The organism is Butyrivibrio sp. YAB3001 (assembly GCF_900112195.1).
GTDB lineage: Bacteria > Bacillota > Clostridia > Lachnospirales > Lachnospiraceae > Butyrivibrio.
Window position 1 is genome coordinate 1 of sequence record NZ_FOKR01000032.1, and the last position, 21,141, is coordinate 21,141.

The 21,141-nt window shown below is 39.8% G+C and carries 17 protein-coding genes and 1 riboswitch; of the genes, 15 read left to right on the forward strand and 2 right to left on the reverse strand.

The features are described 5' to 3' along the window. Positions 1–117 precede the first annotated feature (117 nt). Positions 118–1,557 carry an IS110 family transposase gene (locus BM086_RS19365; protein WP_092321568.1) on the forward strand — a complete coding sequence of 480 codons (1,440 nt, stop codon included), beginning with the start codon at positions 118–120 and terminating at the stop codon, positions 1,555–1,557. 527 nt (positions 1,558–2,084) lie between these two features. Next, on the forward strand, positions 2,085–4,127 hold the full coding sequence (locus BM086_RS19370) for a methyl-accepting chemotaxis protein (protein WP_092331726.1): 2,043 nt from the start codon (positions 2,085–2,087) through the stop codon (positions 4,125–4,127). Positions 4,128–4,177: 50 nt separating this feature from the next. On the opposite strand, the gene BM086_RS19375 is transcribed toward BM086_RS19370, so the two are convergent. Beyond that, complete coding sequence (locus BM086_RS19375; protein WP_175560393.1) at positions 4,178–4,963, reverse strand: MerR family transcriptional regulator; 786 nt, start codon at positions 4,961–4,963, stop codon at positions 4,178–4,180. 101 nt (positions 4,964–5,064) lie between these two features. On the opposite strand from BM086_RS19375, the gene BM086_RS19380 reads away from it, so the two are divergent. The 9 genes from BM086_RS19380 to BM086_RS19420 all read left to right on the forward strand — a co-directional run bounded on the left by BM086_RS19380 (position 5,065) and on the right by BM086_RS19420 (position 15,697). Further along, positions 5,065–5,547, forward strand: coding sequence for a chemotaxis protein CheW (locus tag BM086_RS19380; protein WP_242952278.1), 483 nt, complete (start codon positions 5,065–5,067; stop codon positions 5,545–5,547). A gap of 163 nt (positions 5,548–5,710) precedes the next feature. Next, positions 5,711–7,144 (forward strand): extracellular solute-binding protein, encoded by a 1,434-nt coding sequence (locus BM086_RS19385; protein WP_092331735.1) that lies wholly within the window; start codon positions 5,711–5,713, stop codon positions 7,142–7,144. Between the two features lie 12 nt (positions 7,145–7,156). Continuing rightward, complete coding sequence (locus tag BM086_RS19390) at positions 7,157–8,881, forward strand: methyl-accepting chemotaxis protein (protein ID WP_092331739.1); 1,725 nt, start codon at positions 7,157–7,159, stop codon at positions 8,879–8,881. A 76-nt stretch (positions 8,882–8,957) separates the two neighbouring features. Continuing rightward, positions 8,958–9,062, forward strand: a riboswitch (TPP riboswitch). A 162-nt stretch (positions 9,063–9,224) separates the two neighbouring features. Next, a complete protein-coding gene (gene thiW / locus BM086_RS19395) occupies positions 9,225–9,761 on the forward strand; it encodes an energy coupling factor transporter S component ThiW (protein WP_092331743.1) in 537 nt (178 codons plus the stop codon). After that, positions 9,762–10,658 (forward strand): hydroxyethylthiazole kinase, encoded by an 897-nt coding sequence (locus BM086_RS19400; protein WP_092331748.1) that lies wholly within the window; start codon positions 9,762–9,764, stop codon positions 10,656–10,658. Then, positions 10,659–11,291: a thiamine phosphate synthase gene (thiE, locus tag BM086_RS19405; RefSeq protein ID WP_092331751.1), complete on the forward strand. Its 633-nt coding sequence runs from the start codon at positions 10,659–10,661 to the stop codon at positions 11,289–11,291. Positions 11,292–11,317: 26 nt separating this feature from the next. Beyond that, positions 11,318–12,136, forward strand: a complete 819-nt coding sequence (gene thiD, locus BM086_RS19410) for a bifunctional hydroxymethylpyrimidine kinase/phosphomethylpyrimidine kinase (protein ID WP_092331756.1) — start codon at positions 11,318–11,320, stop codon at positions 12,134–12,136. 121 nt (positions 12,137–12,257) lie between these two features. Further along, on the forward strand, positions 12,258–13,562 hold the full coding sequence (thiC, locus tag BM086_RS19415; RefSeq protein WP_092331761.1) for a phosphomethylpyrimidine synthase ThiC: 1,305 nt from the start codon (positions 12,258–12,260) through the stop codon (positions 13,560–13,562). Between the two features lie 194 nt (positions 13,563–13,756). Further along, positions 13,757–15,697: a GGDEF domain-containing protein gene (locus tag BM086_RS19420; RefSeq protein WP_092331765.1), complete on the forward strand. Its 1,941-nt coding sequence runs from the start codon at positions 13,757–13,759 to the stop codon at positions 15,695–15,697. Between the two features lie 48 nt (positions 15,698–15,745). Here the strand turns inward: BM086_RS19420 and BM086_RS19425 are convergent, their stop codons facing one another. Further along, positions 15,746–17,236, reverse strand: a complete 1,491-nt coding sequence (locus BM086_RS19425; protein ID WP_092331769.1) for a hypothetical protein — start codon at positions 17,234–17,236, stop codon at positions 15,746–15,748. A gap of 259 nt (positions 17,237–17,495) precedes the next feature. Between BM086_RS19425 and BM086_RS19430 the strand changes: the two genes are divergently transcribed. The 4 genes from BM086_RS19430 to BM086_RS19445 form a co-directional block, all read left to right on the forward strand. Continuing rightward, a complete protein-coding gene (locus BM086_RS19430; RefSeq protein ID WP_092331774.1) occupies positions 17,496–18,185 on the forward strand; it encodes a hypothetical protein in 690 nt (229 codons plus the stop codon). A 250-nt stretch (positions 18,186–18,435) separates the two neighbouring features. Beyond that, positions 18,436–19,305, forward strand: coding sequence for a beta-1,6-N-acetylglucosaminyltransferase (locus BM086_RS19435; RefSeq protein ID WP_092331777.1), 870 nt, complete (start codon positions 18,436–18,438; stop codon positions 19,303–19,305). A gap of 624 nt (positions 19,306–19,929) precedes the next feature. Next, the gene (locus tag BM086_RS19440) at positions 19,930–20,613 is read left to right on the forward strand and encodes a hypothetical protein (RefSeq protein ID WP_092331783.1); all 684 of its coding nucleotides are present in this window, start codon (positions 19,930–19,932) and stop codon (positions 20,611–20,613) included. Between the two features lie 144 nt (positions 20,614–20,757). Then, a partial coding sequence (locus BM086_RS19445; RefSeq protein WP_092331787.1) for a helix-turn-helix domain-containing protein occupies positions 20,758–21,141 on the forward strand: 384 nt, incomplete at its 3' end.

Sequence of the window (21,141 nt, forward strand, 5' to 3'; positions counted from 1 at the left end):
AAGGAGCTTCCTGTAAGATATAAACAGGGGTTGACCTAAAAAGAATACCTCAAGTAAAGTTGGATTGTTACTGACCTGGCAGTTGGTAATAATCCAAGAATACGAGAGGTATCTAACATGAATGCTAAGGCAAAGAACAACAAAAATCAAGTAAGCAACAACTTTTCGGTGATAAATACTTTATCTGCCGAAGAAAGACAAACCAGAGTGGATGATCTCTTAAATACATTGCAGGCTAAGACCTGGCATGATCTGGAGACATCAGGAAAGTTTGATAAGAATGCCAAGCTCTCATTTATATCAGATGACATGCTTATAGTTGGATGCGATATAGGCAGTGAAACCCACTATCTGAGGGCTATAGATAGAAAAGGCAGAGAACTCAGCAGAAAGCCATTCTCTTTCCTTAACAACGAGGAAGGATTTGAAGCCGCAAAAGCTTGGATGGTAGACCTTGCTGCAGTAAATGGTAAGGAACAGATAGTACTTGGACTTGAACCTACAGGTCATTACTGGTTTTGCGTGGCAACATGGCTGATAAGCAATGGTATCAGTGTGGTGCAGGTAAATCCATATGCAGTAAAACAGACAAAAGAAATCGAGGATAACAGCCAGCTTAAGGATGACAGAAAAGATCCCAAGGTCATTGCAAACCTTGTTATGAACGGAAACTACGGTATGCCATATCTTCCGGAGGGCATCTACGCTGATCTGCGTAGTCTCTCACTTCTAAGGAGCCAGCTTGCTGAGAACAGGATCCGCAGCATAAACAGGTTACACAGGCTGATGAAGATTTACTTCCCTGAATATAAGGACGCATTTGGGAAAACAGATGGCAGCTTTGCAATGGAGATACTTAAGGTTGCACCGTTTCCAGAAGATATAATCAGGCTGGGTGAAGATGGAATCAGAGATATATGGCACAAGGCTAAGCTTAGAGGACGCGGCTATAGCAGGGCTGCTGAGATTTTCAGGTATGCCTGCGTAAGCATAGGCAAGAAAGAAGGATCAGAGCCGGACAGATATTCAGTAAAGTGTCATGTTGAAGATATCATCTCATTGGATGAGAGGCTTGCGACAGTTGAAGCTGCAATCAATGAAAAATGTATGGAAATACCCCATGCAGAGAACATCCTTGAAATATCAGGACTTGGACAGAACATAGTGGCTGGAATCATATCTTCAATGGGAGACATTGAAAGATTTGATGATGCAAAGGAAATACAGAAACTCAGCGGATTAAATCTTGTAGCCAACAGTTCAGGCAAGCATAATGGCGAAACAAAGATAAGCCATAGAGGACGCAAAGAACTGCGAACCTGGCTGTTTCAGGGAGCTAAATCGGTAGTGGCTCATGCTCCAGAATTCCAGTATATACATGAGTATTACACTACCAGAGCGAAAAATCCACTAAAGAAGATGCAGTCGTTGATAGTTATAGCATGTAAGCTTCTTAGGATCATATTTACAATCCTGAAGAAGGGAATCACCTACGATCCACAGAAGATGCTTAATGATATCAAGAGATTTGAAGAAGCAGAAATAGTGGCTGCATAAGTAAGAATTATATTCCGGAATCCTGCCGAGCTACCGAAACTTATCGGTGGTTGGTCAGGATTCCGGAGAGGAATCCAGTAACAGCAGGAGCGAGTCTTCTGCATAACATAGCTACCAACTTACAACAGGATGGATTGCGTCCACCGACTTATCGGTACCATTCAAAGCGTAGATTGGTCAGTAAAGGACAACAAACAAGAGCTGTAGCTGGCGGTGGTTTTATCCCTAGGGCATGACCCTGTGTAGGAGCTTTGCTGGCACTTGGTGTATGAATTGGCTGGACGAAGGAAGTTGGGACACGATCCCTTTAGACACGGAAGGTTAGCCATCATAGTTAATCAAAGGAAAAAAGGCCTTTATAGAGCAAACAAGAGGATGCTTTATTAGTGCTACCTTAAATCAGCTATTCAGTACAGGATACTATGACAATTCATCACCTTTGGCTCCTGTTTTGAGGAAAAACAAAATCGTCAAAGCCAGTAAAAATCGTATTTTCAGGCTTGACAGAATAGGAAGGAAAATAAAAAATGTCGAAAAGAAATGTTACTAATGACAAAAAGCTGTCTTTTGCAAAAAGCAGCGTTAAGACGAAACTGATAATTATTATGCTTTTAATTGCAATTATTCCCCTGGGTGTTGCAATTCAGATAAGTTATTCAAATTCTGCAAGTAAGGCAGAGGAGGATGCAAAGAGCAGTCTGATATGGGAGTCCAAGACTCTAGAGGCTGAGGTCAATACTATTTTCTTACAGAATAAGACAGCTCTTACAAGCCTTGCGTCAGCACCTTCTACTGTGGCTTTCCTTAAAGGTGTGGGAAATATTTCTGCATCACAAATGAAGGAGCAGATGGAAAAGATCGATGAGAACTTTCAGGATAGCAACAGCATTGTAATAAGCGATACTGAAGGAAATATGCTTGTCAGAAGTGATGACAAGGAACTTATGAATATTTCTGAAAGAGAGTATTTTCAAACAGCTCTTTCAGGGCAGATAAATGTATCCGGTATATTACAGTTTGCCGGAAGTGATGCAAGAGGGATCTGTATTGCAGTTCCTGTATATGACGATGCAGACGGTAAAGTAATCGGTGTTATTCACAGAAACTTTGACCTTAACAATTTCCATAAGATCCTTGCAGCAAATGACCTTGAAGCTTTCCTTGTTGATACGACAGGAACTCTGGCAGCTCACTCTGAGTATGAGATAAGTGCTTCTGATGAGCCTACAGATCTTTCAGGTTCTCCATTTGAAACTTCAGAGGAGATAAGTGGTGTATATTCAGCAGAACATAACGGCGAAAATCTTTACATTGGTTATACCAAAGAGCCTTTCTCAGGCTATACATTATGCGTTGCTAGAAATGTTGACGAAGTTGTTCAGGAAGCAAGAAATTCAGCTCTTACAATAGTAGGCGTTGGCCTTTTTATGGTCATTATAGTTCTTATAATCTCAGTAATCATGGCAAACAGCTTTATAAAGCCTATTCTTGAAGTAAATAAGCTTCTGGCAGCCCTTGCAAATGGTGAATTTGTAAGAATAAGTAAATATCTTGGTCGTACAGACGAATTTGGTCAGATGATAGAGCATTCCAATACAGTGGTTGAAAAGCTGGAGACAATCGTAGGCCACATCAAAGAATCATCTAATACAGTTAATGGTTCTTCTGAGGAACTTTCTGTGATGGCAAACCAGATCGCAGCTACTACAGAGAATGTTGCTGATGCTGTTCAGGATATCGCAGCCGGAGCATCAGAGCAGGCCAAGGATGTGCAGGAATCTGCTGAGAGCGCAGGAATGATCTCACAGGCTATGGTAAACGTACAGGATTCAACCAATAACCTTAATGGTCTTGCAAACCGTATGAAGAACGCTTCTGAGACGTCAAGCAGTTCTTTGACAGACTTCCGTAAGTCAAGCGAGAAGGTTGCAGGAATGATCGTGGATATTTCTGACAAGATTTCAGCAACTCAGAATGCAGTTGCAGCCATCAATGAAAAGGTTGAAGGAATTTCAGGAATCGCAGCTCAGACAAATCTTTTATCACTTAATGCTTCAATTGAGGCAGCAAGAGCCGGTGATGCCGGTATGGGCTTTGCAGTAGTGGCAGAAGAGATCAGAAAGCTTGCAGATGATTCAGAGAGCCTTGCAAAAGAAATCCAGGTTGTTATGGAATCTCTTTTAACAGAATCAGCATCAGCTGTTCAGGCGGCTAACCTTATCATTGAGGATAACAAAAAGCAGCAGGAAGCTTTAGAGTACACAATAGACTCAGTCAATGGAATGATTATTGATATTGAAAAGACTGTAGACAGGGTTGAGAAGATCTCAGGAGAAACAGATATCTGCGTAAGCTCAACAATGAACGTGTCAAAAGCTATGTCATCTCTTTCAGCAATATCTGAGGAGAATGCGGCAGCAACAGAAACTACAGGTGCTTCTGTCGAGGAACTTTCTGCTACAGTAAGCAGCCTTGCTGATTCAGCATCCAACTTAAAGGTAATTGCTGACAGATTAAATGGAGATATTTCTTTCTTTAAACTAAATGAAGAAATTGGCGCTGCCGGATAAATTTGATCAACGGCTTAATGACTTGCTCAGGAAAAGAGCAGGTCATTAACCTATGATAACAGTGCAAATTCGAGATAGTACTGATGGAGCATTTTGTCAGAGTCAAAGAACCTGGTCACTAACGCAATGTATATCGTATCAAAGGAGCGGGAATATTTTTTAGAGATTTCTTCCCTGAAATTATCAACGACAGCTTCTTCAACCGGTTTTCTTCTGCCCTCAATATCGATCATTTTTAAAACAGCGGGGGAGGATTTGATAACAATTCCTTTATCAATCCCAAGAAAATCAGCATAGCCTTTATTGGTAATCTGCCCTTCAAGAACCATATTGTCATTACTATAATTGATTTTCATGGCAGTAGTAAAAAAACGTGAATTATTAAAGGCAGTGCGCATGGATTCATAGTATTCATTTGAAGGAGTTGTAGCAAATGGGATGAAAAAAAGATCCGGGGTTTCATTCTCAAGTAGTTTGTTCAGTTCATCTTTTGCACGGCGCATATAAAAAAGGTCACTTTTGGCTTTCTTTAACAGAAGCTCATACTGAATGAGCTGTTTTGTATATTCTTCGGTATGTTTCTCAAGGCTTTCGATTATTTTTTCAAAATCAAGATCAAAAAGAGTCTTTTTTGTTTCAGCGATTGAAAGTCCATAAGAGCGATATCGCAGTATTTCAATGATCATGCAGATATCCCAATAGTCATATTGGCGGTAACCATTATCAGGATTAACCTTGGGATTTAGAATCCCTTGTCTTTCATAATGGCGAAGGGCTTCCCTTCCTATATCGAAGATCTGGCATATGTCCTTGGTTGAATAGTAAGAATTAAACATGACAGCTCCTATAACATGAAATATGCACATTAAGTCACAGTAAGGAATTTACTTTTGATTCCTACATAATTTTATTATAAAACGTAAAAAGAGGTAAAGAAATGGATAAGTTTGAGATTGCCACAACAGATATGAATTCAGACAGCTCAAAGGCTGTTACAAATAAAAAGAGAGATACGAAGTATGTTATCTTTGATGTCAACAACGGAAAATATGGAATTGATGTAAATCACGTAAATACTGTAATAAACATGCCGACAATAACAAAGATTCCAAAGACTCCGGCACACTATAAAGGAATCATCAGCCTGCGCGGAGAAGTTATTCCGATCATAAGCCTTAGGAAAAAGATAAGTCTTGAAGAGGATGTTGTTACAGCTGATTCAAGAGTTATCATTACAGAAATGGATGATGACAGAAAGGTAGGACTTATCGTTGATTCAGTCAAGGAAGTAGTAGCCATTCCTGATGATGACATAATGGAACCATCACAGTTTCTTAAAGGTCAGAGAACCCTGATATACGGAGTTGCCAAAAAGGGCGACAATATCATTTCTTTTTTTGATGTTGAACTGCTTGCATAAGATTATATTCGCGGAAACAACTTGATTGTTGTTTTCGCGTTTTTAATTACTTTATAAAAAGAATATTAATAGTATAAAATTAGTCTGCTTCTACTATTATTATGTAAAAAAAAACGAGATAATAGCATGGACTGAAATGTTTTTTTGTAATTCAGGAGGTGCTATGGACATAAAAATTAAGCGGCTGTTATCAATTGTTTTAACTGTTTTTATTTTTGTAACCTGCTGCGGTAGTGTGTCCGGAGAAGTGAAAGCATCCGGAGGCTCAAGTGCGGCCGGTAAGCCTGCGCAGATAACGATGATGGTTGATGGAACATTGGTAGATGCAGAGAATGGGCAGGCTGAGTTTGAGGCAAAATGGGAAGCTTTGACCGGCATAGATCTTGTTATCAATCAGCCGGGACATGATGTTTATTATGATGAAGTGAAAAATGTCTTTGAATCAAAGAATCTTCCGGATGTAGTGCTATTAAGTTCGGCATATTATACCCAGTATTCCTATGACAAGATGCTTGCTGATATTTCACCATATTATGCGGGGTCTACTCTTGAGGCTAAGATAAAGGCTGAAGGAAAGAGCGCCCTTATCGATGCGATAAAGATAAACGGAAAACTTTATGGCATGACTCCTACAAGAGGAAATGGCTGTGTTACTTACATAAAGAAGGCATGGCTTGATGCTGTAGGCCTTGGTGTACCGACTAATTATGATGAATACATAAATATGCTCAAGGCATTTACTGAAGGTGATCCTGACGAGAATGGCAAAAAAGGTGATACCTACGGCGTATCGGCAGCAGGAATAATCAGTGGTGAAGCTCCTTACACCAATTATCTTCCTGAATTCTATCAGGATGCATATCCCTCTTTTTATCAAAAAGATGATGGAACCTGGGCAGACGGATTTATGGATGAGGCAATGAAGGGCGCTCTTCAAAGGCTCAGGGATGCCTATGCAAATGGTTACATAGATCCTGATATTGCTGAAAATGGCACCGGAGATTGCAGAGATAAGTTCTATGCAAACAAATTTGGTGTTTTTACCTATTGGGCAGGAACCTGGGCAAAAACATTGTCAGATAAGCTTGTAGATGCAGGTGTCGATGGCGAGATAGTTGCAATTGCTCCTCTTGCTGAAACCGGTAGTTATCTTGAAAGAGTTGCTCCTGTATGGTGTATCACATCAGCATGTAAAAATCCTGAGGGAGTTTACAAGTATTTTATCGAAACCATGATGGATGGCGGAGAAGTAGAAGAACTCTGGACTTACAAGCCAAATAACGATAAATATGCCAAGAATCATATAGACCATATGCTTGCGATAGTTCCTTTGGAAAATGATCCAGGGGCTTCAAGCATATCTGAAAAACAGGCAAAGGCCATGGAACTGTTTGACAATAACAGTGTTATGGCGGATCTTCCGTATAGTACACAGGCCTATTCTTTGTACTACGAGGATCTGATGAAGCTTAAAAAAGAACTGATAAAGAAGGTGGTAGTAGACGGCATGGATATAGAAACTGCATATAGCGAGTTTGAGAAAAATAACGGAGCGTTTATGTCGGATGCTATAGTTGTTTCTTTGAATGCTGAATAAGGAGGCTGACCCATGAAGGAAAAGAAAGGTGCTAGATTTAGCATAAAGATGAAAATCCTGGTAAGTAGTATGTGTATAAATGTACTTATCTGCCTTGTAATGGGCATATGTATATATAAATATGTGCGTATTACCTATATTAGAAATGCTGCGCAGGATATACTTGCAGTCTGCAAGATTGCCGCCGGTCAAATAAACGGCAATCTTCTTGATCTTTTGGAAGAAGGGTCAGATCTTTCCTATGCCAATACTGTTATTCAGGAAGAGATGGATGAGATTTTGCAGAGCGCAGATCTATATGCTATTTATACGATAGGCGAAAGAAACGGAGATATTGTTTATCTTTCCCAGCCTGCAGATTACGGATATGATATAGGAAAACCGATTGAAGATAAGTATAAGAGTGAAGTTAGACAGGCTATGAGTTCAACAGGATATGTATCCGGAAATATTGAAACAGGTATGGATGGAGAGCACTTTATCACTGCTTATTCACCTATTAAGAATAAGTCCGGACAGGTTGTTGGAGCATTGGGAATCGACCGAATTGTTGATGACTTGTTAGAATCACTTAATGCCATAATAGAGACAATAGTAGTTATTGGTCTTGTCCTATGTGCAGTTTCAGGAGTAGTATCAACATTCCTTGCAAGAGGCATAACAAGAGGACTTAAGGCTGTCAATAAAAAGATCAGCGAGCTTGTCAGCAATGATGGTGACCTTACACAGAAGATACCTGTTAAGGGAAATGACGAGGTTACAGATATTGCCATCAGTATAAATGAACTTCTTGAATATATACGAGGCGTTGTAAGCTCTATTTCCAATAGTTCAAATAAGCTGTCGGGCTCAGTTGATTCAGCTCTCAATACCGCGACCAGGACTACTGACCAGCTTCACAGCGTATCGTCTACTATGGAAGAAATGAGCGCGGCAATGGAGCAGACATCTTCTTCTGTTCAGCAGGTGCAGGGATCAACCAATAAGATCAAAGAAGAAGTTCAGGATATGTATACCAGCGTGCAGGAAGGCACTGCATACGCAGGCGAGATGGAAAAACGAGCTCTTGAGATGCGCAAGAAAGCAGAGAGTGAGACAGAGGAAGCTAAGCGGGCAGCAGATGATATGACAGAGTCTCTTAATGAGAACATTGAAAAGTCCAAAGCAGTTGAGAATATCAGTGGCCTTACTGAGACTATCCTTCAGATTGCATCGCAGACCAATCTTTTGTCACTTAATGCCAGCATAGAGGCTGCAAGAGCCGGTGAACACGGAAAAGGCTTTGCAGTTGTTGCTGAGGAGATAAGTGGTCTTGCCACAAACTCAGCTGAGACTGCCAGAAAGATTCAGATAATCTCTGATGAAGTTATCGGAAATGTACGCGGTCTTGCAGATGAAGCGACCAAGATGGTTGATTTTGTAAGAGAAAAGACAATTGGCGGCTACCAGCAGCTTATGGAAACCGGTGTACAGTATCAGGAAGATGCGCAGAAGATATCTGAGATGTTAAAGAGCATGGAGGCAGCTTCACAGAATATTGAGAACTCCATGAATGATGTATCAAATGCTATGGATGATGTGGCTGCTACTGTTGACGAAAGCGCAAGAGGCATCGGAAATGTGGCAAGCGCTGTAAATGATGTTACCGATAACATGAAAGAAAATACAGCAGTTGTCAACGAGAACTCAGAGATAGCGCAGCAGCTTGATACTGAAGTTAATAAGTTTAAATTCTAAGGAAATTACGAAATAAATCAGAAAATTCAAAAAACAGTTGCACTTATCTGTGAATAGGTGTATAAATTAAAGAAAAAATAACAGACGGGAGCTTGTGATACAGGCTGAGAGGAAGGTGAGACCTTCGACCGAGAACCTGATTTGGATAATGCCAACGTAGGGATGCCTGGGGAACTATGCGTATATTAGCGGAAGCATTCAGTTTGGGTGCTTCCGTTTTTTTTGCACAGGCCCGCATAATGAAATTAGCTACTTCGTAGCATGCGGGCCGCGCGGCGAGTAGTAGACTTGATCGTCTCCTACTCGATTGCTCTATCATGTCTGGGAAAGAAAAGAGGAAAAAATGAAAAAAAGTAACTATCTGCTCAAAATGGTGACACTTGCAATGTTTGTTGCGCTTGGAGTGGTGATATCACCGATACTTCGAGTTGAGGGAATGTGTCCAATGGCGCATCTTATCAACATAACCTGCGCGGTGTTTATGGGGCCTGTCTATTCCATATTGTGCGCGGTTTTAATCGGGATAATAAGAATGATGATCATGGGAATACCGCCACTTGCACTTACAGGAGCTGTTTTTGGAGCCGCACTGTCAGGAATCTTTTACAAGCTTTCCAAAGGCAGGATTATTGCAGCAGTTCTTGGGGAAATAATAGGAACAGGTATCATAGGTGCGATAGTGTCTTATCCGGTTATGACATATCTGTGGGGAAAAGAGGGACTTACCTGGTTTTTCTATGTACCATCTTTTATCTGTGGAACTCTTATCGGAGGAAGCATTGCTTTTGTTTTACTTTTAAGGCTCAAAAAAACAGGAGTTCTTTCAAAAATTCAAAGTAGTCTGAGTGATGATGAGCATCACGGACGGAAGGCGGCATAAATGTCTGCGCTTATACACTGCATTACAAATCCAATATCCATGAATCATTGCGCTAACGTGATTCTTTCCCTCGGAGCAAGTCCTGTCATGGCCGAACATCCGGGGGAGGTAAAAGAGATAACTGATACGGCAGCAGCTCTTTTGCTTAATCTCGGAAATATATCTGATACAAGAATGGCGTCTATGAAGATTTCTTTTGCGGCTGCGCTTGAGAAAGGGATTCCTGCTGTTATAGATGCTGTGGGAGTTGCCTGCTCACAGCTTAGAAGAGACTTTTTCTTTGAGCTTATGAAGGAACATGAATCAGGCAGGAGTTTTCTTTTGATAAAGGGAAACTACTCGGAAATAAAGGCTTTGTACGACGATAAATTCAAGGGAATTGGCGTTGATGCTGATGGCAGACTTATGGAAAAAGACATTGCAAAAGTGGCAACGGCCTTGGCAAAACAGCTCGGCGCAGTGATACTTGCAACCGGAAAAACAGACATTGTTGCAGATGGGGGAGAGGTCTTTTTTATAAAAAACGGTCATCCCTATATGAGCAGAATAACTGGAACAGGATGCATGCTGGGAGCAATATGCGCTGCGTTTTTGGGTAGGAGCGTATATAACAGGGAACTGTTACAAAAATATGCACAGATTTATAAGTATGAAGGCGATGGGACTGAAAGCGCCTGCGAAGTTATCTTGCCGGCAAAAGAGAAGAGAGATGGTTCTGATGAGTTTCAGCATGGTCATAATAATAGAAATCTTATAGTTTTGGCCTGCGCATTCTTTGGGATTACAGGTGAACGTGCCTATGAAAAAATAGCCGAAAGAACCAAAAGAGTTGGAAGCGGTAGTTACCTTTGCAGCCTTTTGGATGAAATATCGTTAAATGCAGAATTGGAGGAGTAAATGGGGAATTTAGACAGAGCGAGATTGAAATTGTATCTGGTGACGGACAGCACGGGGATGACGCAAGATCTTTTTTTATCCAGGGTTGAAGCTGCCATAAGGGGCGGAGTTACGATCCTTCAGCTCAGGGAAAAGGATAAGACCACAAGGGAGTATCTCGAACTTGCTATAAAGGTTCATGAGATTACCAAAAAGTATAACGTTCCGCTTATTATCGATGACAGGATTGATGTTGCCATGGCCATTGATGCGGAGGGCGTTCATCTTGGGCAGAGTGACATGCCTGTGGACATTGCAAGAAAGCTTTTGGGAAAAGAAAAAATAATAGGAGCTACGACTAAGACTGTTCTTAAGGCTCTGGAAGCGGAGAGAAACGGCGCAGATTACCTTGGGGTTGGAGCAATCTATCCGACCACTACAAAGGTCAAAACAGTACTTACATCGGTGGATACGCTGCGTGAAATCTGCGAAGCGGTGTCGCTTCCGGTAAATGCCATAGGAGGGCTTAATAAGGACAATATTGACATATTACAGGGAGTGCCGATTTCAGGAATCTGCGTTGTATCTGCAATCATGAAGGCGGATGACTCAGAGGCAGCAGCTAAAGAACTGTTCCAACGAATATTAGCATAATTATGTGACAACAAAGGATGAAAAGCATGATACAAAAAGCAGTACTTACAATTGCAGGCAGCGATTCCTCAGGAGGAGCCGGAATTCAGGCAGACCTTAAGACCATGGAGGCGCTTGATGTATACGGTATGAGCGTGATAACTGCGCTTACAGCACAGAATACCGTTGGGATAAGCGCTGTTCTTCCTATTGGAAGAGAAATGGTGGAAAAGCAGCTCAGAGCAGTGTTTGATGATATTTATCCTGATGCTGTGAAAATCGGGATGCTTCCTGACCTTGAAGTTATGGAGACAGTAGCTGAGATACTTGATGAGTATCAGGTGAAAAAAGTCGTGCTTGATCCGGTTCTTAGCTCAACTTCGGGAACGGAACTTTCTGCTGAAAAAGCAAGGTCTTTTATGAAAAATGAACTTTTTAATAGATGTCTTTTAGTTACGCCTAATATTCCTGAGGCTGAAAAAATATTGGGAATGAAAATAGCTTCTAAGGAAGAAATGGAAGAGGCAGCAGGGGAGTTTGTTCGAAGATTTGGATGCAGCGTACTCATAAAAGGAGGACATAGTTCTTTTTATAAGGAAGGGAAACTTGAGGATTTACTGCTTGAAGCCGGTAATAATTCTCCCATATGGATAGTGGGTGAAAGAATCGATAATCCAAATACTCACGGAACGGGATGCACTTTATCAAGCGCTATAGCATGCTTTCTGGCAAGGGGATTGGAACTTGAACATGCGGTGAGAGAGGGTAGGAAGTATCTACAGGCCTGTATTGAAAAAGAACTTGACATGGGGCAAGGAAGAGGACCGCTATATCATCGTATATGTAAGAAAATCGATGCGGACTGATTTAAATGTCATATTTGCATAATGATGCAAAATTCAAAATTGGCGTTGCGTCAGGATATAAAGTCAGGTTCAGACTTCTGACTCTGACATCATAAATATGGAAAAAGAAAAGGGGAATAACATGAACGGCTACTCAACACAGATGGAAGCAGCAAGAAAAGGAATAATAACAAGTCAAATGGAGCAGGTGGCCAGGGAGGAATACAGAACAGCCGAGGAAATCAGAGACCTGGTGGCAAAGGGGCAGGTTGCTATCTGCGCAAATAAAAACCATAAGTGCCTGAGACCTAAGGGAGTTGGATCTATGCTCAAGACGAAAATAAATGTAAATCTTGGCGTTTCAAGAGACTGCAAGGATTATGACATTGAGATGGAAAAGGTGATGGCAGCGGTTAATATGGGGGCTGATGCAATCATGGATCTTTCATCACATGGCAATACACAACCTTTTAGAAAAAAACTTGTGGAGGAATGCCCTGTAATGCTTGGAACAGTTCCTGTGTATGACAGCGTTATCCATTATCAGAGGGATTTATCAGAGCTCACTGCAAAAGATTTTATCGATGTTATAAGACTTCATGCCGAGGATGGTGTTGACTTTGTGACACTTCACTGCGGGATTACCAGAAAGACCATAGATCAGATAAAAAAGCATAAGCGCAAAATGAACATTGTATCAAGGGGAGGCTCACTTGTATTTGCCTGGATGAGCATGACAGGGCAGGAGAATCCTTTTTACGAATACTATGACGAGATTCTTGATATCTGCCGCGAATACGATGTGACAATTTCTCTTGGCGACGCTTGCAGACCGGGATGTCTTGCCGATGCCAGCGATGTCTGCCAGATTGAGGAACTTATAAGGCTTGGCGAACTTACAAAAAGAGCCTGGGAAAAAGATGTTCAGGTCATGGTGGAAGGCCCAGGACATATGCCAATGGATCAAATTGAAGCGAACATGAAGATGCAGCAGACCATATGCATGGGAGCTCCTTTTTATGTGCTAGGGCCCCTTGTAACTGATATTGCGCCCGGGTATGACCATATAACATCTGCCATAGGTGGAGCAATTGCAGGGGCAGCAGGTGCGGCATTTTTGTGTTATGTTACTCCGGCAGAACATCTGGCACTTCCAAATGTTGATGATGTAAAGCAGGGAATAATCGCATCAAAGATTGCAGCCCATGCAGCTGACATAGCAAAGAAGATTCCCCATGCCATGGATATTGATAACAAGATGGCTGATGCCAGAAAAGATTTTGACTGGGATACACAGTGGGAATGCGCAATAGACCCCGAAACAGCAAAATCCATTCGAGCAGACAGAGCCCCGGAATTTGATGATACCTGCTCAATGTGCGGCAAATTCTGTGCTGTGCGAAGCATGAACAAAGCCCTTGCGGGTGAGCATATAGATATTTTGTAAGGAGACATTCCACTTTCAGTGACCAAAATCCTGTGCCGCAGACGACATCAGGTAATACTTATGTCGTTTACGATAAAATCTTGAAATGACTCTTCCTATATTCAATCAGTCCTTCATCACTCTGGATTGATATATTGAATTGATATAGATACACTATAAATATGAATATAGTGTATCTATATTTTTGAGGAGATTTGATATGGGAGCAGTTTATACAGATTCGCAAAATAGGCATGGATGTCATTGCCAAAGGTGTAGAAAGTAAAGAACAGGTAGATTATTTGCGGGATATTGGGTGCGCCAAGCTTCAGGGATTTTATTATAGCAAACCCGTATCTACATCAGAGCTTTATGATTATGCAATAAAAAATAAGCAGTTACTCAAAATAGAGGATGCCAGAGAAGATGCTTATTATTCGCAGGTTGATAGAATAAATATCCATGATTTGTCTAATTTTAAAGATAATGACGACATAAATGATGAAACTCCTATCGCAATTATGGAAATAGATAAAGAAGAAATCCGGGTTATCCGGATAAATAATGCGTGTACCAGCTTTATTAGTGATTATTTTCCGGGAAAAGAAGAAATTAGAAGCGCTAGTATAAGTTCACAGCTTGATGCACCTGGAGGCTATGTCTTATCAAGAATCAGGGAATGTATACGTTCTGAAGAGAGGTTTATCATCGAGGATAGGACACCAACAGGTAAAATGGTGAATCTGATGATACAAAAAATAGCTGAAAATCCTGTCACTGGCTGTGCGGCAGTGGCTTTTGAAGTTATTTCTGTAAATGATTCATCAAAGAGTTTAACTTCTTTATCCTACAATTACATTGTAAGGTCGTTATCCGATGATTATGTCGCAATGTACATTGTTGATATTGAGACCAATAATTATGTTGAATATCATGCGGATGGAGTTAACCGTGGTGTTACAGTAGAAAAGACCGGAGAGGACTTTTTTTATGATGCAAGTCATGATGTAGTGGGCAGGACATATCATGAAGACAGAAAGATGTTCAATGAGCTCTGTACTAAAGAGAATATATTAAAACAGATAGCTGAAGAGGGTGTTTTTTCCATTACTTACAGAGCAGAAGATGAAATGGGTACACGCTATGTAAGCTTTAAGGCAGTACGCGACAAAAACAATGATAGGCAGATAATCATCGGAGTTAATAGCGTTGACAGGCAGATTAAGCTGCAACAGGCATTTAAGTCTTTGCAGAAGGAACGAACTATTTTTTCCAGAATAGCAGCTCTTTCCGGAGATTTCTTTGCTATCTATACTATAAATCTTTTGGATAATTCTTATACAGTGTATAAAACAGTTAAGGGAGAAAGATTTATTGGTGAAAATCAGGGCGGAGAGGATTTTTTTGCCGAGACTCAGAAACGAATAAAGGATGTAATACATCCGGATGACTTGCAGGGGGTTAAGAAAAATATCAAGAAGGAGAATATTCTGAAGAAAATAGCAGAAAATGGCTTCTTTGAATATCGATACAGACTGATTGTTGATGAAAATCCAACATATTTCATGCACAAGGCCGTCATTATAACAGAAAACGAGGAACAAAAGCTTATTGTTGGTATTATGAATATTGATGCTCAGGTAAAAAAAGATAAAGAGTATGCTGAAAATCTTTCTGTTGCTGAGGATATGGCACAAAAAGATGAACTTACGGGGGTTAAGAATAAACATGCCTATGCTTTGGCTGAAAAAAGCCTGGCAGACTCGCTTAAGTTGGGCAAAATTCAGAAGTTTGCAATAATAGTTTTTGATCTTAATGACCTTAAGTATGTAAACGATAATTTTGGACATAAAAAGGGCGATGAATATATCAGAAACGGCTGCAGAATTATTTGTGAAACCTTTGCACATAGTCCCGTGTATAGAATTGGTGGTGATGAGTTTGTTTCTATCGCGCAAGGAAAGGATTACGAAGAGATAGACTATCTGATGGGAATTATTGAGAAAAGAAACAATGAAAACAAACTGCGTGGAGATGTTACCATAGCCGCTGGCATGGCGCGCGGTATAGCCAATTCAGTTATTAGTGAGGTCTTTGAACAGGCCGATGCAAATATGTATGAAAAAAAGAAAAAAATGAAGGCAGAGAGAATGTAAAGCGCGCAGCCATACATGATAGCTGCGCCGTTTGGGGGAGTAATTGTTTTAGTTGATTGCTGTTCCGTTAACGTACAGAGTGTAGCCGGTGCTTATTATGTTAGAGATATCTCCGTCAAAGGATGTGATATAGGTGTCTGCTGTCAGAGTCCAAGTGCTGTTTTTATCGAGGGTTACATTTACTTCGCCTACTTCTGTAGAAACTGTATCGCCCTTGGAATTTGTAATCATACCGCTGATAGATCCGGTAAAATTGGATCCTTCAGTGATGTTCAGAGTGAGAGTGGAGTTGCTTCCTACAAGTATTGTTCCTTCGAGAGTCTGATTTACTGCGTTTACAGTTGCGATATTGTCGGCACCGCTCCAACCGTCATCGCAGACAGAGAGAAGGATGTTATCAGAATCATTGTTGGTGATTTTTACATTGTTCAGGTTAATAACGGCGTTAGTGTTTGTTACGTGGAAAACGTGACCGTTCTCGCTGGTAAGGCTGCCCCCTGTCATATCAAAGGTTGAAGTTCCACTGTCTGCATCGCCTGACATGGACTGGTAGATCATGATGGTGTCAAAAAATGTAGCATTTCCGTTAGTCTTGGTGTTGTTGGCTGTCATGTCGCAGTCTACAAGGGTGATTGAGTTCATGCCTTCAATACATACTGCTTCTGAAAGGTTTGAAACAAGTGTTGCGTTGGAAACGGTGATATCTGCTGTTGAGTAGATTGAAGGTGAGCCAAGACCGTTGGTTGTATAGGTTCCGCCATCTACTGTTACTGTTCCGCCGCCACGATCTGTACGAATAGCAGCTGATGACTGTCCGCTGGTTTCAACGGTGAGGTTTGAAGCTTTGGTGATTCCGCCGCCAGTTGTCATGATGCCTCCGGAACCATCACCTTTTGTTGTGATTGTAGAATCTGAGATGATAACTGTTGTTCCATCTCCGTCAGCGCCGTTCTGGCCGCCATTTCCACCATATGAGAATACACCGTTAGCGCCATCTGCATCAGATGTGATTGTTGCACCGGTAATAGTGGTTGTTGATCCATCTTTTACCAGAACGGTAGCGTTGAGTCCGTAGAAGTTGCAATTGTCTCCGCCGTCTGAGTCACCGGTCTTATTTACAGTTGCATTTGATATTGTTACATCATCGCTTGTTGCAATCAAAAGAGCACTCTCATCGGCTGTAGTACTTTCGTAGGTCTGGCCATCCTGAGAGTCAGCGCTTGAGATTTCTACAGCGCCTGTGTAATCTATGTCAGCGCTACTCATTCCGCCTCCGCCGAATCCGCCGCCTGGTGCATCTCCGGGAGCTCCGTCTGGCTTTTCTCCACTAGGTGGCTCGCCAGGTGCTTCTCCGCTGGGAGCTTCTCCATCAGGCTTTTCAGGAGCTTCGCTCTGAGGCTGATTGTCAGTGGATGCTGATATTGTTGTTTCTTCTGTAGTGGTAGAAGTTGTTGTGCTCTGGCCGCAAGCTGATACTGATATGCACATGAGCATTATTGATACATAAGGAATAAGTTTCTTTACTGTGATTCTTTTCATTGTTTTATATCCTCATTTCTTAAAGCTGTTTGTTTCTTGTTGAAGGAAGAATACCATATGAAACCTAAAACAAACCTAAAGGAAAAAATAAATTTTTTCTAAAATGCTGGAATTGCTGATTTTTCCTCATAAAAACTGTAAGATGTATTTATATTGAGAGTAAAGGTGGTTGAAGATGGTTACATATTATTATGACGGAACTATAAGAATTAGATAAAAGTGCCAGTCAGTGCGAACTGAAAAGGAATACGAGGGTCGCATGGCAATTTATTTGGGCGCAGAGCGAGATATGCTTAGCTGCGCTGATATGGAAGGGTATGACTATGTAATTGCCAAAAAGCCAGCTATTATAGGACACTATGACCTTGTTAGATATAATAATGCCAGGCTGAATTTATTTATATTCCGAGCAAGAAAGCCGGTCAAGCTGTTCCATCAGCTTAAAAATTCAGGAATAGTAATAGTATCAAATCTTCCAGGGGTCTATAACATAAAAGGAATAATAAATATCCCGGTAAATATAATTGCAATAAATGAACTGGAAGATTCAGAGCTTAATGCAATCTCGATTATGACATATAATGCCAGGGAAGAGATTGTGAGACAGTTCCTGAAAGAAGCAAATAGTTTTACTGAATCGGGAGACAAGCGAAGTGCAGATGCTGTTCTTCAGATAAGTGTTGGAATAAATAGAGAAATATTTGAAAGACTGAAAGGGGAAAGTAAAATGTGTGAAGCACTTAGAGAATTGATGGCTGATGAATTGCAAGAAGCAGAGACTACAGGTATACAAAAGGGCGAAAGAATTGGCATAGAGAAACGCGACAGAGATAAGATATCAGAAATGCTCGCCCTAGGAAGAAAACCAGAGGATATTTCGGCGTTCTGTAATTATCCGCTTGATCAAGTAATGAAAATATATAATGATATGTTTTCTAATAAGAAGTAAATAGAAGAAAAATAAAAAGCTGTGAGCTTTTCATGTTGTGGAAAGCCCGCAGCTTTATTTTAATCTGGTAATAATAGTATGTAATGCATTAATCTGATCATCTTTTAAAAGTCTTAAAATCTGTGTAATTTCCACAATAGCTTTAGAACGGGTATCATCACATAAATATTCAAAGAAATGCTTACACGCAGGACTTAGTATTAATAGTGGGCTTTTATATTTTTATTGCGGTGTGGTGGTATATGAAACGATGAATAAGGATGCCTTTTTAATAATTGCATACAAAAATGACAAAACATTACAAGCACTCATTAGCATTCTTGATTATCCTATGAATGATATTTATTTGCATATGGATGCAAAATGCACTGAATTTAATCCTGATCAAGACATACCTCAATTGTCGTTTTCTAAAATTTTTTATACTGAAAGAACAAAGGTTACTTGGGGAGCTTATTCACAGATTAATTCAGAGTTGGTTCTATTAAAAGAAGCCTGTAGTAATGGACATTATAGGTACTATCATTTAATAAGTGGTGAAGATCTACCTATAAAAGACACCGAATATATATATGATTTTTTTGAGAAATATAATGGGAAAGAATTTATTAGGTTTTATTCAGCTGAATTTGATGAGTTAAAAAGAGTTAGATATTGGTATGTTTTTCAAGAGTTATGTGGTAGAAGGAAAAATATATATTGGTACTTAAACAAGGGATTAGTATTATTGCAGAACTTAGTTGGGATTAGAAGGAATAAAAATATAGTTTTTCAAAAAGGTACAAATTGGTTCAGTATTACAGATGATTTGGCACGATATGTGATAGGCAATGAGAAATGGATTAAAAGGGTATTCAAATACACCTATTGTTGTGATGAGGTTTTTTTACAAACAATAGTTTATAATTCTACGTTTAAGGATTCGCTATTTCATAAGGAATATGATAATGATTTACATGCAATAATGAGGCATATTGATTGGAATAGAGGTAGACCATATGTATTTCGAAAAGATGATTTCAATGAATTAGCAGAAAGTGAAATGCTTTTTGCTAGAAAATTTGATTGTTCAATTGATAATGATATCATTGAGAAAATTTATCTGGAATTTGGTAAATAATCACTTGATTGTTCTAGGTTTTGGAACAAGAACCCGCCTATTAAATTGGAATAAAATGTACAGACAAAGGCTTAAAAGATTTTTTGATGAGATAGTGCATCAAGCATCAAAATTTTTATTATTTTAAGTAATTTGTGAGGCTAAGATTAATAATTTAATATTGTTCCTTGACAATTTTATATCTGATTTTGCTTTACACATATATTAAGATGTGCTATCTTAGTATTTGCTTGCTGGTTTTATCAGCAAATTCAAATATTGCATGAGAATGCATTCAAGATAGACATCAGGACAATTCGTCCAAGTATTCCACAGACATTTGGTTTTGTAGAGTTACATTTGTTTATGTTAAGGTTTTAGTTCTTTTTCTAATTCTGAGATATTTATGTTTTTGTTCATCTGATTGCTTTTTCATGTAGTAGAAAGGAGCAAGATGGAGATAAACGCAAGAAATTAAAATCAGAAGAAGGAGAAGAGATAGTTTACCAGAACAAGGATGTTTTTGCCAAAATAATAGCTGAGGAATTTAAGGGCAAGAGCTTTTCTGTATATGGTGTTGATTTACCGGACATAGTAAGGACTGAGCCGACTAATCTGCCTGCGATTGAAGCAAATGAGCTTAGGATGGATAATCTTTTTTATCTTGAAGATGGCAGTTACATGATCGTAGATTATGAAAGCGAGTTTAAGCGTTCAAACATGATCAAGTATATGAGCTACATTGTTCGTGTTACAAAGAGACTGTATAATGAACATAAGAAATATCCCAAGATTAGGATGCTTGTTCTTTACACAGGAGATGTTAGAAGAGGGAGTACGCAGCCTGTTATGAATCTGGGGTGTGGGGCTTTTTCTATAACTGAGGCGTTTCTTTCAGAACTTGATGCTAACGATATTTGGAACAGGGCTACTCTTATGGTTGAGAGTAGTGGCATGCTTGGCTCAAGAGAGATAATGGAGATAATTATTTATCCGCTTATTTTTGCCAAGATTGAGGACAAGCAGAATGCCATAAGGAAGGTTATAGAACTTGTTAGAAAAATTAAAGATGAGAATGCAAGGACGTTTGTTTTTAAATGTCTCGTGGTCTTTACTGATAAGATAATTAGAAGTGAAGATGCAGAGAAGATTAAGGAGGCACTGATGATGACGCAGGTTGAGAAACTTATTTATGATGAGGCTGCTGTAAAGATTGCCAAGAAGCTTCTAAAAAGAGGAAGTGATGTTGACTATGTATCTGAAGTTACGGATCTTTCGAAGGATGTGGTGCTTAAACTATTTAATAGTATCACAAGTGAGAAGGAATAATTCCTGATAACATTTTTATATATTTCATATAATCCCAATGTGAAGCAAAATGAGATATCAAATTGCTTTGTGTTGGGATTTTATATTTCTATGAATCTATATAAGGAAATAATATTCTTATTTATTTTATATGAGGTACGGACTATGCCACGAAAAACCATAGAAAAAGGGAATATGTCTTTAGCAGAGCTATTAAAGCAGATGAGGAAGGATTCAGGTAGGTTTCAAAAGGATCTTGCAAAGCTTTTAGGAGTTAAGAGCGTTACGTATTCTGCCTATGAAACGGGAAGGATAATTCCGTCTGCTGATAAACTTAATATTCTGGCAAAACTTTATGGTGTTAGCCCGGAAGTCTTTTTAGCAAGACTTGATGAAAATGAAGAGCTGGAGAATGAGTTAAAGATAGCAATTGCTCAGCAGGCAGGTAAGCCTGATTCTGGTAATTCTGGCAAGTTAAGTGAGACCTCTGAATCAAATACTGTCTTGCCTTCTGCGGCTTCGTCAGAGTTTCAGAAGATAAAAGACGAC